Source organism: Bradyrhizobium sp. McL0615 (assembly GCF_049993905.1).
Taxonomy (GTDB): domain Bacteria; phylum Pseudomonadota; class Alphaproteobacteria; order Rhizobiales; family Xanthobacteraceae; genus Bradyrhizobium.
Window position 1 is genome coordinate 7,147,167 of the sequence record NZ_CP188254.1, and the last position, 16,857, is coordinate 7,164,023.

The 16,857-nt window shown below is 60.2% G+C and carries 5 protein-coding genes; all 5 read right to left on the reverse strand.

Annotated features, from left to right (window positions below):
• Positions 1–723: 723 nt before the first annotated feature.
• Positions 724–1,704 carry a hypothetical protein gene (locus tag ACPPVP_RS34440; RefSeq protein ID WP_426528008.1) on the reverse strand — a complete coding sequence of 327 codons (981 nt, stop codon included), beginning with the start codon at positions 1,702–1,704 and terminating at the stop codon, positions 724–726.
• Positions 1,705–2,274: 570 nt separating this feature from the next.
• A complete protein-coding gene (locus tag ACPPVP_RS34445; RefSeq protein ID WP_426528009.1) occupies positions 2,275–3,216 on the reverse strand; it encodes a cupin-like domain-containing protein in 942 nt (313 codons plus the stop codon).
• 316 nt (positions 3,217–3,532) lie between these two features.
• The gene (locus tag ACPPVP_RS34450) at positions 3,533–4,585 is read right to left on the reverse strand and encodes a dienelactone hydrolase family protein (RefSeq protein WP_426528010.1); all 1,053 of its coding nucleotides are present in this window, start codon (positions 4,583–4,585) and stop codon (positions 3,533–3,535) included.
• A gap of 70 nt (positions 4,586–4,655) precedes the next feature.
• Positions 4,656–6,851, reverse strand: coding sequence for a condensation domain-containing protein (locus tag ACPPVP_RS34455; protein ID WP_426528011.1), 2,196 nt, complete (start codon positions 6,849–6,851; stop codon positions 4,656–4,658).
• On the reverse strand, positions 6,848–16,666 hold the full coding sequence (locus ACPPVP_RS34460) for an amino acid adenylation domain-containing protein (protein WP_426528012.1): 9,819 nt from the start codon (positions 16,664–16,666) through the stop codon (positions 6,848–6,850). The genes ACPPVP_RS34455 and ACPPVP_RS34460 overlap by 4 nt, the downstream gene beginning before the upstream one ends.
• Positions 16,667–16,857 lie beyond the last annotated feature (191 nt).

Consider the following 16,857-nt stretch of genomic DNA (forward strand, 5'->3'; position numbering starts at 1 on the left):
AACAATAGCATTTGCTGCCTCCAAGCACAAAATCGATGCCGCAAAAACGCAACGGCCAGTTCATTATGGTTACTGCCGGTTTGCCTATTACCTTCTGCGTTCTGCGCGCGGGCGGCAGTAGCGTGTGCTGAGCTCTTTTCACCGTTCGATCTGTGGACGATCGAAAGTTGAGTAGGGGCGGCGCCGCCAATCCTTCGGCCGCAGGTTGACGTCGTCCCGGCCGCGGTTAGTCCCGAACCTGGCGGACTATCGCCGGAATGCCGTGGTTAACCAGATGCTACGCATAAGTGCTGCAACTTTGGCAACATATCTGAACCGAAACCGCTCCGTAATCGAAGGTGCAAAGATTCTGAAACAGCGGTTTGAACTCAATTTCCAGATGACCTTATTCAATCAAGGATGTTGCCATTTCCAGGGACCGTAATGAGCGGCACGAAGGCAGTATGTCGCCAGTTGGCGTCCTCCGGAGGGCGAAACAGCCGGCGTGATCGAAGCAGCAACGAGCGCAAAATGCTACATGTCCAAACCGTCGCCATTGCCTGGCCTACGCTGTAGCTTACCAAACGATCTTGAGTTCTCAGGACCAGCGGCGTTGCCCGCCCAAATCTACCACGACACGTTCTGCTAAATGCTTTCACCAATCATGAGAAGAGATTGACGCTCGCGCTGCACTTAGAGTAGCGCATGTCTTGGAGCAAAAACTCCGGCGAGTCAGGTTACCGCTTATCCTGCGCCATGTAATGCACGTTTCACGATCCGATTGGCACCACGCCGAGGCGAAAGAACTCTCCTGATGCCCGAATACAGAATATCATCTTGTGTCTTGGGGTGTGACTTGGAGAAAATATTAATTGCAGCGCTTTTCAATCGATCGCGAAAAGGGTCCTGCCCCGGTGGACGCGGCCGGAGCCCAAGACGCCGCATGCAATAATTCGCTTGATAGGTTCTGGCGCGCTCGTCCAAAAAGCGATCAGCATAAAACATGCTAAGGCTAATGGAGACATTATCTGCATTCTTGATCAAGTGCGGCGCCAAAGGCGGATGGTGAACTGCAGTGCCTGGAGCGAGATGAAAGACTCCACTCTTGTCGATCATCCCCTCACGGAATTTTCCGGCCATCAAGTCCCCAGCGTAGAAGTGTTCAATTTCTTGTTCGAGAACTACGGATCGGTCGAAAAGATAAACATCTTTCTCCCCTCGTATTTGGAAAAGAAAATTTGTATCGTGATCAAAATGATATGGAGTGACAACGTTAGGCGATGCAATAAATACTGTCAGCCCTGCCCAGGTCACCGTTCGTCGCAGCGGCAATCCTGAAAAGTCCTCCATTTGGGCCAAAATATCCTGCAACAAGTCTCGGTAGTCAGAGTGCAGCTCCTGCAACTGCGATATTTTCAACCAAAGAGAACCGCCCTCAATACGACGGACTGCTTCAGGGAGCCTTTGCTTCCATGGTAAATTTTTCAGCTCTGGGTCGTCCGGCACATACACATTGCGCGGCCCTCTTTTCTCGACAGCGGATTCTGCAATGTTCACCAGTCGTGGAATTGCAAATAATGGATGATGCTCTAGATGGTGCCGAAATGTGAAAGGTGAGCGATTGAGAGCATCCCAGTCGGATTTGCGTTCGACCTCGATGACGCCGGAGCCACTTTTCCCACGATCGAAATCAGAACCGAGGTTGTCATTTGTCGCAATGGACATGCCAAACTTCCTCCCCTTACAAACAATATCGCCGGTCACACAAGGTCTGGCTGGCAGACTGAAATTGCCGCGCAGATAATAAAATGTCTTTCCGGACGGCGTCACGTCGGATTGGCTAGTTGCCACTCCTCCGCTCGGAGCCCTCCACGTGTCCTAAATATCTATTTAAATAGCATTATTTTAGGTCTATTGAAAGTCCTCAATCGAGGGTACGGTCCTTGGCACTGACGTGCCGCAACGCAGCAAGTTGATGCTAACAACAGTTGTGGTCAGCCATGGCGAAGCTGAGGCGGAATACTCACTCATGGGAAATCAGGCGTGTGCTATGGTCGCTCCAACCTTCAGGAGCGTCACGGGAGGAAGGTCCATGCCGAACAATTTCGGCCTTGAAATTGATAGCGATGTCCAAACAACCTGCATTGATGCCCTCCGCAGGCGTCGCCGGGAGCTCAGCGAAAATGGTCGCCCGACAAGTAAAGGCGATTGGGTTCGCGCGCACGCCTGAGAAGTTATAAAAAGGCAAACACCAATTGTAAATTTTCCCATCTCTGGCTGCTGCAGCGAGAGGAGTTATTGCTTGCCCATGGAGCGCCCAGAGGATGACGTTTGCCCTCTATTTTTCATCCACCGCACGGCGGTTAGACTCCGCAGGGCCACAACACCGGTTACTGCTTTCAGTCGGTCTGCAGCCAACGACTTGCCCAGCGGCCTTGGCTGAAACCCCAGCCGTCGTAAAGCGTAATTCGTAATCGATGGATATTTGTATGTGGATGGGGGAAGCTCAAAATTGAGACTAAGCGACACGGAGACGTTGTCGGCATTCTGGACCCAGTGAGCGCCGTGCGAGGGAATGAAAACTGCATCACCGGGATTGAGTTCGAATGTCGAAGCCCGATCCTCAACTCCGGGCTTGTAAGTACCAGCGCTCTGGTTCCCCATATAGTATCTTTCGATTTCGCTCTCGGTAGTTACGAACCGATCGTCCGGGTTGCAGACCCAAACTCGCTTGGACCCTTGGACCTGGACTAGGAAATTGACCTCGGCGTCGAAATGAAACGAGGTTAAACGCTTAGGTGAAGTGATTAGGATCAGCATTTCGGGTTTGCTGATCGAAAAACGTGGGTCAGCGGGCGCCAATGACCGAACGAATTCGGCAAATTCATTCAACACGGCCGCATACGCCGGATCGATTTCGACGTGCTTCATGATGATCCAAGCGCCAGCGGATTGAATGCGATTAAGGACTTCGTCAATTGGTCGATCGACGAGCGGGATTTCGCCCCACTTGTCGGCTACTTTCACGTCGCCAGTATCGGCATAGAGATCGCCAGGCCGCCTGGCCGCTTGTTTCGCGACCTCCATAAGGGCCGGCAGTGAGAAGAGCGGATTGCCAACGAGTTCGTGCGTCACTCGGAATGGTTGTCGGTGCATTTTCGCCTTGGCTTGTTCAAATGGGCCAACCGTCTGCCAATTCGCCGAGCCGGCTTTACCGGGTTGATCGAGCGTTTTCATTGATTCAAATCCTCGTAACTCCGTGATAAAACGTCTTCAGGCTAATATTAACTTCGGTAGAGCACTACCCAAGCATTTTAGTATTCGTGCTAGATAGAAGGCAATAGCTCAAGCGATTGGCGCGGCGATGGTATCGTTGTCCCCTGTGTGCCGGGCGGAAGGCCGTGCTCGGGCATCTGGTGGAATGCGTTAATTTTCATGGTTGTTGCCAAGATACCGCCGGCCCCCCGGGATGAACATTCGCGCCCAGTCCGGTTGCAACGGCTTCGATGCCGGCTAGCGAGGCGCTGACCCATCACTTGATGAGGCCCGATGGTCATCGCAAGTCGGGTTCTATTGTTTCGATGGACGTGACCTCAGGAAAGACAGGAAATCCAGGCGCGGTCGGCGGCTGGCCACTGACAGTCCGGAGCAGGAAGGGCACCAGATAAGCCTGGAGGATGGTGCGCATGCGATCTGACCGGATGGGCATAGGACGCCACGGCCGCCATCGCTTCCAGCGACTTGCATATCGCGCGTCGGTGAAATCGCCATGCTCAACCCCGTCGATCAGACGAACCTCGGCAGCTGACGATCGCGACAAAGCCAGCAGCGCACGAAAATCTTCGCGTGCCAATTGGGTCACATAATAGGTCGCTACCCGGGCCGGCGATGGGTACAAGTCGATCTTAGCGTAAAGGGCGAGCAACGGACGCGACACCCCAGCCGCGGCAGCGGTATGGGCAACCCACCCGTCGAGATTTACCGCCGCAGTCACCCGCGGATTGCGGGCAAGGGTCACCGCCGCGACTGCGCCGCCGAACGAAAAACCGACCACTCCGATCCGCGAGAAATCGATCCTGGATGGAATAGCATTGGTTGGCAGTTGCGTTAGCGCATCGACCAGCTTGGCCAGCTTGTTGTAGCCGAGCCGTGTCCTTCGTTCGCTCACCTCCGGAAAGGCTGCAACATCCTCAGGAGAGAACCCTTTGAACTCACCAGTGCGCACTGACTCGTCAGCGGGATCGGCCGCCGGATCGGGCTTGTCACGGCTTATGTCGTCTGCGGCCGCCACCACAAAGCCTGCACTGGCGATGTCCGACAGGAGCACATCGCTCTCGCCGCGGCTGCCGCCCCAGCCCGGCACATACAGGATCAGCGGATAACGACGGGCGATTTCCGCAGCATGCGGAGCCCAAATCCTCACAGCGATAGGCGGGGCTTCAGCGCTACCGGGGCTTGGTAAGGACAACTCATGGACCAAAACCTTCAGAGGTCCGGCGGCCCGATCGGGCTTGCGTGGAAACAGATAAGGGGTCAGTAACACACCGGCGCCTGTCAGCAATCCAACCACAATCGCCGCGATAACAATCACGCCGGTCCGCTGCACCGCTCCCCTCCATCCAGCAGCAATGCCAGTAGGCCGCTAAACTCTTTTTTAGTGCCCAATCTAACAACGCCTAGGGCTTGGCGGGGGGAACCCGCCAACGCTGCTCGGCCTTGTCCATCGTCCACAACATGTGCTCGGCGATGATAGGCGCTGATTCCTCATGTAATATGCTCAAATGCTGACCCGGAACATCGTAGACGCGAAGGTCGCCCTCGACGATCTGGCTCCAGCCAAAACTTCGCGAGTAGAGCCGGCCAACCTTGGCGTCGCAGGAACGGAAAAACACCACGTCGCCTGGATAGGGCTTGGGCCGATATTGCTTTCGTGCTTCGATGAGATAATTCATGATCTGATCGGAGCGGTCCCTTTCGGTATCTATGACTGGCGCCTTCAGGTGCAGAGTTTGCAGCAGAAGCTCCGAGAGATCCGTGTTCTGCAGGTAGCGCCGCCACCGGTCCATCCGGCTCATACCCTCAACATAACCTGCCGCGAGAGTGTCCAGCAGGAACAGCGTTGGCGCTTTCGAGCCGGCAGCTTGCAATTGTCGCGCGGTTTCCAGCGCGACGTTGCCCAACACGCAGAAGCTGATCAAATAATAAGGGCCGACGGGATCGAAGGCGCGGATGAGGCGGGCAGCATCGGCAGCGATGTCCTCTATCGCGTCCGGAATGAGCGGTGGCAAGAGCGCGTCGGCTGGCCATTGCAGGTCAATGAATGGGCGGTCGTCAGCTACTCGCCGCGCGATTGGGTAATAGAGCGAGTGCTGGCTTATAGCGAAAACAGGCGGCGACCTGCCCTCGCTGTAGAGCTCGACTGGCTGAAAGTATTTGCGAGAAGGCTGGCGTAGGAGCGGTCGTGGCGTTGCCACGAGCTCAGCCAGAGCGGCCTCGCTTCGAGCTTCCGGCATGTTGGTGTGAGACGCCAGGGGATCGACAAGGCTTTCCAACTCTTGACGCCATGCTTCCATCAGGGCGTCCACGCCGACAGCTTCGTGGCGATCGGTATTAAACTCGCAAGAAATGCGCCAGCCCTCTTCCCGACCTACCATGAAGAAGTTTAGATCAAAAAGGCATCCCGGGCTGACGGATGGGATAGAGACCAGTTCAACCTGACCGCTTCGGATGGATCCAACCTGGTCGGTGTCGATATTGGCACTCTGAAGCGTGAAATTTACCTCGTATCCGAATGGTAGATCGGGCTGGGAAGAAAGCTTGGTATCGGCGACGATCTCATCAAATGGCAGAGCCTTGTTTGCCAGAGCGTCCGCCGTCACAGTACGGACATGGCTCGCAAACCCCCAAAAGTCGGGCGCCAAGGTAGCGTCCAACCGCAGTATAACCGTATTTGTCGTAGGCCCGATCACTCCAAGCATCAGCGGATCGTCGCGGCCGCCGACTTGGGTGCCAATTATTAGCTCTTTCGCGCCCCAGGCCCTGCTGAGTGCGGTAGCAAGGCAAGTGGCGCCTAGCGCGAACATGGTATAGCCCCGCTGGCGGCCGATGAGATTCAACCGGTCTATCAGCTGCTGGGGCAGCATCACGCTGCGGATGTCTCCGTCGCGCTGGCCCCGCACTGGCGGTTTGCGGGTCGCCGCCACGTCCAGTGGCACTACGTATGCCATTCGCTGGCGCCAAAAGCGGCGCTCATCGTTGACCGCGTCGCTGGCCAGCAGCGCTTCTTGCCAACGCGCGTAATCGCCGTATTGCAGTTCGAGCTCCGGTAGCTCTGGAGCGCTCCCGCGCTCCAGAGAATCGAGCGTAGCGGTGAACTCGCGGGCGAAGACGCCGACCGACCAGCCATCCGCAATGGTGGCATGAAAGGTCACCAGCAGAATGGCTTCTCGTGGTGAATGCCGCAGCAACGCGGCCCGCCAGAGCGGAGCGCTGGCTAAATTGAATGCGGTTTGCGCTTCGAGCCGCGCGATGCGATCAACTTCCGTCTTATATAATTTCCCTGGCAACTGGGACACGTCGATCAAGGACAACTTGGTCTGACACCGCTCGACAATCTGGCGAGAGCCATTTGCCCCGCGCTCGAACCGAGTCCGGAGGCTCTCATGGCGGTCGGATAGCAGCGTCAGCGCCGCCTCGACCGATTTGTCCCGCACTGCGCCAACCAGGCGCCAGCGCATTGAGACGTTGCCGATAGAACTGTCGGGATCACGCGCTTGGAGATCCAGAAAGCGCTCCTGGATCGCCGTGCAGGGCGCGATGAAGTCTGGTTCGAGCTTCGTTTCAGCGGCGTCGGTTTGAAGAGGCGTCTTCATGTGCTTCTCCGTTCCGGCACCTTTCGCCTGAAGCTCGCCAGAGCCGGCCCTTCGTTCTTGGGCTGGCTACCAGCGAGGCTCGCGGCGCGGAGCGCTAGTTCCTCGATGCTTGGATTGGTCATCAAATGCTGAGGCTTGAGCGGCAGACCCGCCTCATTGAAGCGCGCTCTCATACGGAAGACGTGCAAGCTGGTGGCACCGAGCGAGAAAATGCGGTCACTCGGCTGGACGCCTTGTACGCCAAGCACGCCCTCGACAAGCGCGATAATCTTGGCGAGCGTGGCGTCGTCTTGGACCGTTGGGAGCCCCGCAACGGGAGCGGGCTGCGGACGAAGTGGCGCAGCAATCGCACCCGTCAAGGCCTTGCGATCAAGCTTGCCGTTCGCGGTCCGCGGCAGTTCTGCTAGAGCGATATAGCGCCCCGGAACCATATAAGCCGGCAGCCGGGCGGAGAGAACTTGGCGCAGAGCTTCGGGCGCCACGGTAGCGCCGACGACGGCTGCAGTCAGTCCGGCGTCCGGGGTGCCGGCGCGCTCCACCGCCACGGCAGCGTCACGGACGCCAGGATGGCTTCGCAGCACGGCCTCGATCTCTTCAAGCTCGATGCGGAAACCTCGCACCTTGACTTGCTGGTCGCGGCGGCCAAGCAGCTGGATAGCCCCGCCGGCGTTGCGCACAGCGATGTCACCCGTACGGTAAAGCCGCCTCGGCACGCCGCCCCCCTCCACGCTCACTACCTTAAACGCGCGCTTGGTGAGGTCTGGCTGGCCGATATAGCCCTTCGCCAGACCCTGGCCTCCGATATAAAGCTCCCCGGGCACGCCGATCGGCGCCAGTGCCTCGGAATCATCCAGGACGTACAGTTCCGTGTTGGCGATCGGCGCGCCGATGGTGATGGGACGGTTCACGTCCGTGACGCGGCCGCAAGAGGACCAGATCGTGGTCTCGGTCGGGCCATACATGTTCCACAACTCCATGCCGGAAGCGATCAGTTGGCTGGCCAGATCACGCGGCAGCGGCTCGCCACCGCATAGAGCTTTGAATTCTGGCGCCGGCTGAAATCCGGCCTCAAGCAGCACCCGCCACAGCGTCGGCGTGGCTTGTAGGACCGTCGCGCCAGTCGAGTTGATCAGCTTCACCAGTGCGGGCGGGTCGGCCAAGGCTTCGCTGGAAGCGATCACCGTGCGTCCGCCGCAGCATAGCGGCAGCAACAGTTCCAGAAGGGCGATATCGAACGACACGGTCGTCACAGCGACGATGCTATCGTTTTTCGTGAAACCTGGATGCTCCGCCATCGCGCCGAGGAAATTGGCAAGAGCGGTGTGGCCGACCTCGACGCCCTTTGGCGCCCCGGTCGAGCCCGAGGTGAAAATGACGTATGCGGTCGGATCGGTGTGTGCAGCCGAGCGCGGGAAGCGTGCGGACCGCGCGGCGGCGATCCGCGAAGCGTCGCGGCTCAAATCGAGCGCCGGCAGTCCGGTTTCGGTCGCCATCAGTGCGCCCGAGGTGATGAACGCTGCAATTGCGCCCGCCTCCACGATCTGGCGCACGCGCTCTGCCGGCAGCGCCGGGTCGAGCGGCACAAAGGCGTGACCCGCCTTGGCGACGGCGAGCAGAACCACCGGAAGGTCGATGGAGCGCTGGACCGCCACCGCGATTCGGGCGTTGGAAGGTAGCGCGAGCTCGATGATGCAAGCAGCCAGGCGATTAGACCGTTCCTCGGTCTCTCGATAGCTCAAAGCTTCACCGGCAAATTCTATTGCCACTGCGTCCGGGGTAGCGTCGCACCAGCGTTCGAACAGTTCAGGCAGCATGGATTCGTGCCGTCGCGCGATGCCGGTCGCTGCCTCGATCAGCTCCCGCGATACCGCACGATCGAACAGCGGTAGCTCGGCTACGGTGATGGTTGAATCCTGCGCCGCCGCCGTCAGCACCGCGCGCAGATGACCGATCCACCGCGAGATCGTAGCTTTGTCGAACAGGTCAGTGGCGAAATCAACTTCGACTGCGATGTCGCGCTCGCTCTCGATCAGGTTAAGGAACAAATCAAAATTGACGAACGCCTTAGGATTGGTGCGCACCTCGCTAGCAAGGCCCTCAAACGCCAGCCCCGAGCCTACCCGCTCCAGGTTGAACTGGATGTCGGACAGCGGCGTGCGGTCGAGCGAACGCGGCACGGCGAGGTCGCGCACCAGCGACCCCAGCGTGTAGTCCTGATGGTCGAGCACCTCGTTGAGCCGCGCCTCCACCGCCGTGACGTGATCGGCGAACGGCTTGGCGAACGAGACGCGCGCCGGTACAGGCAGGAAGTTGACGCAGTGGCCGACCAAATTCTGGTCATCGAGCAGCGCTTGTCCGCCCATTGGAACGGTGAGCACCACGTTGTCATTGCGGCTGAGACGGGCGAACATCACCTGCACAGCCGCAAACAGCACGTTGAAGAGGCTAACACCTTGACGACGCGCTAATCCCCGCACCTCCTCGCACAGCGCCTCGCCGAGGCTCTCGCGCAGTGATGCGCCGGCAAAGCTCTTGAGTACCGGCCGTGGCCTATCGAGCGGCAGCTCGGTTGGCTCGGGTATCTCGGGGTACAGCCCCTTCCAGAACGCTACTACGCCCGGGTCTGGCTGGCGATTCTGATTCTGGGCATAGTTGGCGAAGCTCGCTGCCGGTGCCATGTCAGCAACTCGCCCGGTCCGCGCCGCGTTGTAAAAGGTGGAAAGGTCTTGCAGCACGATGTTTATCGACCAGCCGTCACATACGATGTGGTGGGCGGTGAAAAGCAGGACGTGAGTTTCGGGCGCGAGCCTGACGATGCTGGCGCGCACGAGCGGGCCAAACATGTCGAAGGGCGAACGGGCGTCCTCGGCCATCAACGCTGCGAGGCGGGCGTCCGCGTCAGAACCGCTGAAGTCGAGCAGGGGAATGTCGATAGGAAGATCGGAAAGGATTTCGAGGGTATCGCCCTCTTTGCCAATGCGGCCGCGCAACGCATCGTGGCGTTGAACCACTGCCTTGACGGCGTTCACCATCGCGTTCCGATCGAACGGGCCCTCGAAACGCACAGTCAGCGACTCATTGAAGGCCATCGAGGCAGCATCGCCCATCTGGGCGGCAAGGAAAATCTCCATCTGCGGCTCGGTAAGCGGCACGGTGGTTACGCCATCCAAGGGAGTCTGCGATATCGCCGCCATGCCTGGCCCGCCGGTGATGATTCCGGCCTCGTCCATCGCGTCGAGGGCGCGCTCAAAAGCATCGCCGATCGCCTGACAATGCGCTGTCGTGTGCGCTGTAGTCAGGAAGCACGGGAAGCCTTCATGCACGTGAATGCCAGCCAGCCGAAGCTCGGGATAGAGCAGACTGGCCAGCGGGCCGTGGTGCGACACGTCGAGATAAAACCAGCTGGCAAAATGCTGGGCCTGCGTCGGCGAGCCGCGGCGGGTGAAGCCAGCATTGATTCGCGCCACCAGTTCCTCGTTGCGCGCAGCCAGCGGAGCATAGATCGCATCTCGGTTGGTCTCGACATGATCGAGCACTGCGCGCGCCGCTGCCAGCACCAGAGGATGCCTTACGAAGGTGCCGGCAAAGAAAGTCGGCGCCACTTCAGGCTCACTATTGTCGCCATACTGCCAAAAGCCGCCGTCAAGCGCGTCCATGAACCGGGCGCAGCCGGCAATCACGCCAATCGGCATACCGCCGCCCAGCACCTTTCCATAGGTGGCGAGGTCCGCGCGAATACCGAATACATGCTGCATACCGCCCGGGTGAACCCGGAACCCCGTCACCACCTCGTCGAACACCAGCGCCGAGCCGCTTTTAACGGTGATGTCGCGCAACTCGGCCAGGAACTCACGCGGCTGCAGTTCGGGATGGCGGCTCTGCACCGGCTCGACGATCACGGCGGCGATGTCATCGGCCAAGCGGCGCACAATGTCGAGGCTTTGCGGATGGCCATAGGGCAGCACGATCATCTGGCCAACATTTTCGCCGGGGATACCGGGCGCGATTGGCAGCGCACCAACCGGCTTTCCAGCACGGCGTGCCTTAATCAGCACCTCGTCGAATTGGCCATGATAGGCGCCTTCGAACATCACAACTTTTTCGCGGCCAGTGACGGCGCGTGCAACGCGCATCGCCGCCATCACGGCCTCCGAGCCGGTATTGCAAAACGCCACCCGCTCATTGCCAGTTAGGGCGCTGACGCGGGCGGCGACTTCCCCGGCCAGCGCGGTTTGCGGGCCGATTGCGAAGCCTTCGTCGAGCTGCGCCCGAAGCGCGTCGAGCACGAAATCCGGCGCATGTCCGAACATGGTCTGGCCATAACCATTTACCAGATCGACATATTCGTTGCCGTCGACGTCCCAGATCAAAGCGCCTTTGGAGCGCGTGCATACAAGCGGATAGACAATCTCTTTCCAGGCCGAATTGAACCCGCTGGCGGTACGTGGGTCGGCGAGCGTGCGGCGCGACGCTTGGGCGCGCGCCTTCGAGGTTGGGGTCTTGGAGTTGTAGCGAGAGATCAACGCGTCGAGATAGCGGCGGGAACGGGGCTCCATCGTCGTATCCCCACCGTCCCCGGCCGGCTTGTAGACGCGGAACCGCGAGGGCGCATTCGCGCCGGTATCGGGCATCAGGATTTCGACCGCCGGCTCGGATGAGACCGCGGCGGGCACCGCGGGCGACACCGCAGCGGCGGGGGACACCGCAGCGGGCGCGGCAGAACTCACACCGCCGACAGCGGAGATCTGAGCAACGAATAGCCGCTCCATCGTCTGCAGCTGTTCGCGCATAAGAGCCTGCAGCACTGGCTCGTTGGCCGGCGCGACAACGGCAGCCGGCGTTGCAGGCGGAGTCGGGCCGACTGGAACGATTACCGGCGCCGCTGGCAGCTTAGTTACTGGGGCCGCAGGCAGCTTGGAGGTTGGTGCGGATCCCTCAACCATAGTGGCAAGTGCCTCAAGAGTATTGAGGTCACGCATCAGCTGGCGGAAGGTAATCTTGACGCCGAAAGTCTTGTTCACCCGCTGAGCGACCTGGCCCAGCAGCAAAGAATCGAAGCCCAGCGATAGGAACGAGGTGGTATGGTTATCCTCTGTCAGGCTCTTCCCGGAAATCTCCGACAGAATTGTTTTCAATGACGCCAGTATGGCTTCGGACACGGCCGACTCCTTCAGATGCGTCGTCTGTGTGACGCTTTGCTCGTTGAACGATTGTTGTGCAATTGCTGCCGGCTCAATCATCTGTTGTGCAATGACAGCAGGCCCAATCGTCGGCCGCTCGATCCAGCATCGGGTGCGTTGGAAGGGATAGACCGGCAGATGCGCGCGCAATGTGCCGGGAAGCGCGTGGTCCTTTATCGCGAAGCCGTGGCGCCACAACGCGCCGAGCGCTTCAGCGAAAACGCTAGCCTCCTCGCTGCGGTCGGCGAAGTCGGGAGCGGTCGGAATGACCTCGCGCACCTTGTCGCGGGCCTCGCTCGCCTCCGCGAACGTCGACAGAGTGCGGCCCGGGCCAACCTCGATCAGTACGCTATTGTCCCCGACCTCGTGCATCAAGGCACTGACCGCCTCGCGAAACGATACCATCTCGCGGCACTGCCGCGCCCAATACGAGGGCGACGTCGCCTCGGCGTCGGTCATCCAGCGGCCCGTTACGGTCGAGATCAGCCGGCATTGCGGCGGGCTTAAGCGCAACGATGCGGCGACATGTTCGAGTTCCTCGACCACAGGCTCCATCATCGCCGAATGGAAAGCGTGGGAGGTGTGCAGCCGCCGGTGACCAATCCCCGCCGCAGCCAGCCGGGTCTCCAGCACAGAAAGAGCGTCGAAGGGACCTGACGCCACGGACAGGAGTGGCGCGTTTTCGGAGGCGATCTCGGCGCCGGCAGGCAGCAGCTTGCGAAGCTCGGCAGCCGGCATGCGCACGCTGAGCATGGCGCCAGCCGGCTGGGCATTCATGATCCGGCCACGATACACCACCAACCGCAGCGCGTCCTCAAAGGACATCACCTTGGCCAGCGCCGCCGCTACCAGCTCTCCCAGACTGTGGCCGATCAAAGCTACCGGCTCAACCCCGAACCGAACTAACCTTTGCGCCAGCGCGTATTCTATTAGGAATAGTGCCGGCTGGGCCAGCGTCGTAGATCGGATGGGATGGGCAGTCTCCTCGCCGGTCCCCTGATCGTCGAACAGCACCCGGCGAATGTCTTGGCCGAGATGAGCCTCGATCACGGCGGCGCCGCCATCGACGTCTGCGCGAAACAAGGGGTCGGAATCGTAGAGCGCGCGCCCCATTCCCGGATATTGCGCGCCCTGGCCAGGAAACATGAATGCCGCGCGCGGTGCTGTGGCCGCAGGACGGCTGTCGACCCGCAGTCTCCGAAGCTGTGTGATAGCTTCGCTGACGTTGGCCGCGGCTATTGCGGAGCGGTGCTCCAATTCCCGGCGGCCGTCGCGGAGTGTGTGAGCGACGGCGGTCAGCGACGGCGACATTCCGGCCGCATTGGCGCTTTCCAGTGCGTCCGCGAGACGTGTGGGCATCGCCGCCAGCGCTGATTGGGAACGCGCCGACAGCCTGATAACGAGCGGCTGACTTGCTACATCCTTGGAGGAAGCCGGTCGCGGCGGCGCCTCTTCCAAGCTGAGGTGGACGTTGGTGCCTCCGACACCGAACGCGCTGACCCCGGCGCGGCGTGGCGCCGTCCCCGGCGTCCAGGCACCGCCGGAAGCCGATAACGTGAAGCCGCCGCGCTTCAGGTCGAGGCGCGGGTTTGGCTCATCGAAATTGATCTGCGGGGGAATAACGCCACGATGAAGGATGAGCGCGGTCTTGATCAAGCCGGTAACGCCGGCAGCGGCGTCGAGGTGGCCAACATTGGCCTTCACCGAGCCTAACAGGCAAGGCTCTGGCCGGGCCGCAAGATCGCCGCTTGCCAATGCCGAGAACCCCTGAGTCAGCCCTTCGATCTCGATCGGATCGCCGAGCGGGGTTGCGGTGCCGTGGCACTCGACATAGCCAATGCTCTCGGGGGAGAAATCTGCCATCGTCAAGGCGGAGCTGATGCATTCAGCTTGTCCCCTGACGCTCGGCGCGGTGAAGCCAACCTTGCCCGTGCCATCATTGTTAACGCCATAGCCCTTGATGACCGCATAGATGGAATCGCCGTCGGAGATCGCGTCGGCCAACCGCTTGATCAGCACCACGCCGGCGCCGGAGCCGAACACCGTGCCGGCCGCGCGCGCGTCGAATGGCCGGCAGGAGCCGTCCCGCGATGCAATGCCGCCATCTTGATAGAGATAGCCACGCTTCTGCGGGAAGGTAATCGATACCCCACCGGCCAAGGCCATGTCGCACTGAAATGTCGCCAAGCTTTGGCAGGCCTGCGCGACCGCGAGCAGCGAGGTCGAGCAGGCGCTCTGGATTGCTACCGCCGGCCCGCGCAGATTGAGCTTATAGGCCACCCGAGTGGCCAAGAAATCGTGCAGCGTACCGATCAGCTCTGAATACGAGCTCACCTGGAAGTCCGAGGTAAAGCGTTCGATAGCCGCACTGTCGGGGCAAACGTTACGCAGGAAGTAGGTGTTCATCGAACTGCCGGCGAACACGCCGATCAGCCCCTCATAGCGCTGAGGGTCATGGCCCGCGTCCTCCAGGGCTTCAACACAGATTTCCAGGAACAGCCGTTGCTGGGGATCGGTCAGCGCCGCTTCCCGAGGCGGAATGTTGAAATAGTCGGCGTCGAACAGCTCGACGTCGTCGATGATGGGGCGCGCCGGCACAAAATCGGGGTCGGCGCGCGTCGCCTCGTCGAACACGTCCTCCAGTTCGGCGAACGAAAAGCGCTTGATGGAGGCTCGCCCGCGCAGAAGATTGTCCCAGAACTGATCGACGGTCTTGGCACCCGGAAAGCGACCCGACAAGCCGACGATGGCAAAACCTGGAAACTCTTCGGAGGGCATGACCTGGGCTTTGCCGCGCGCTATCGCCGGCCTGGCGGCGCGACGGCGGCTAACGCGATCGGAGGCCGCGGCTTGACTGTTCTGCTCGCGGGCCAGAAAGGCTTCGAACTCGGCGACGCTCGGATGGGCGAAAAGCTCTGTCACCGGAAAGCGCCGGCCGGTAGCAACCTGGATACGCTCGTGCGCAGAAATCATTTGCAGCGAGGTGGCGCCGAGGTCGAACAGGTTGGTGCGTCCGTTGATGGGAGCACCAAGAATGCTACTCCAAATCTCGGCAACCAAGGAATCATGTCCGCTAGCTTGTATGCCTGCGGTAGCGTTTACGTGGTCGCTAAGCAGTCGGGCCCGGTCGATCTTGCCGTTGGCGTTGAGCGGCAGATCGGCGACGACAATGGCTGAAAAGGGTACCATTTGCGGCGGGAGGCGCATCTTAAGATCGGCCAGCACAGCGGCGGCCAATGCCTGCGGCTGAAGATCCTGCGGCGGTAGCGACGCCGGCGGTTTGAGAAACGCTATGATTTTTTTGACGGACCCACTGCCGGTAGTGAGCGCTACCGCGGCGTCAGCCACGCGAGCATCGTCGCGCAATGCTTGCTCGATTCCGTCCAGTTCGACCCTAACGCCATTGATCTTGATCTGGCGGTCGCGGCGGCCGAGAAATTCGATCGCACCGTCGGAACGACGCCTGGCATAGTCTCCGGTTAGGTAGAGTTTAGCATTCGGCTCCGTCGAAAACGGATCGGGAATGAACTTTTCCGCTGTGAGTTCCGGACGATTCAGATATCCGAGCGCGACGCCAGCACCGCCGGCGCATAGTTGGCCCTCCTCGCCGTCGGTGACCGGCGAGAAGTCGTCCGACAAAATGTAGACGGTTGTTCCTGCGATCGCATCGCCGATCGGCAGGGCGTCTCCGCCCCAACCCTGATGCGGGATGGTATAGCAGCACGTGAATGTTGTATTCTCGGTCGGGCCGTAGCCGTTGATCAGGCGGCACTGTGGCAAAAGGGCCAGCGCCTTGCGCACATGCGATGGCGACAGCACGTCGCCGCCAGCCAAGAGCTGGGTCAGCGGGAGCAGCGCGTCCGGGCGCTGGTCCACCATCAGATGAAATAGCCCGGCGGTGAACCAAGCGGTATTGACGCCCTGGTCACGGATGGCCGCGGCGATGGAATCGATCGAGGGGACGGCGTCGGATAGAATAGCAACCTGGCCGCCGTTAAGTAGCGGGCCCCAGATCTCCAGCGTGCTGGCGTCAAAGGCAAGCGGCGCGGCATGCAACATCACGGTGTCCGCCGACAGCGTCATGAAATCAGCACCGCGCACCAGTCGAACGATGGCGCGGTGGGGCACGATTACGCCTTTGGGCTGGCCTGTCGAACCGGATGTGAACATGATGTACGCTGGGTCGGATGGCGCGACCACGACGCCAACCGGAAGCGCCGGTTCGGCGGCGGCGGAAGCAAGCGCCGTTTCCAGCTCAATACAAGCGAAATCGTCGAGTGCTTTTGCTTCGGGACCGATGATCACCAAGGTGGGCTGCGCGTCGCGCAGAGTAAACAGCAAGGTGTCGTGAGGAACGGCGGGATCAAGCGGCAGATAAGCTGCGCCAACCTTGAGGATTGCTGCCAGCGCAACAACAGTTTCAATCGACCGGCCCGCTACGACAGCTACGCAATCCCCTCTCCGCACACCATGCTTAGCTAGCACACGTGAGAGTTGATCCGATTGCTCATCTAGCTGGCCGTAAGTTAAAAACCTATCTGAATTGTCAAGCGCACGACGCTCCGGCCAGTTCTTTGCAGACCACGTGAGCAAACTGCAAACCGTAAGACTTAAATCAGACCTTAAGGAATACATTTCGTCTTCCAGACTTTACGCACAACATGAACAATCATGCGGTTGCTATCCCCGCATTTACCCAAGCTGCCCGCCGTTTGAGATCGGGCGTGGCGGCGGCAATCCTACTATAAATTGGCGACAGCGGTACGCGCCACCAACCGCTCGAGCCGAAAAGGCCATAAGAGCATTTTGTGTCATGCAGGCAAGCG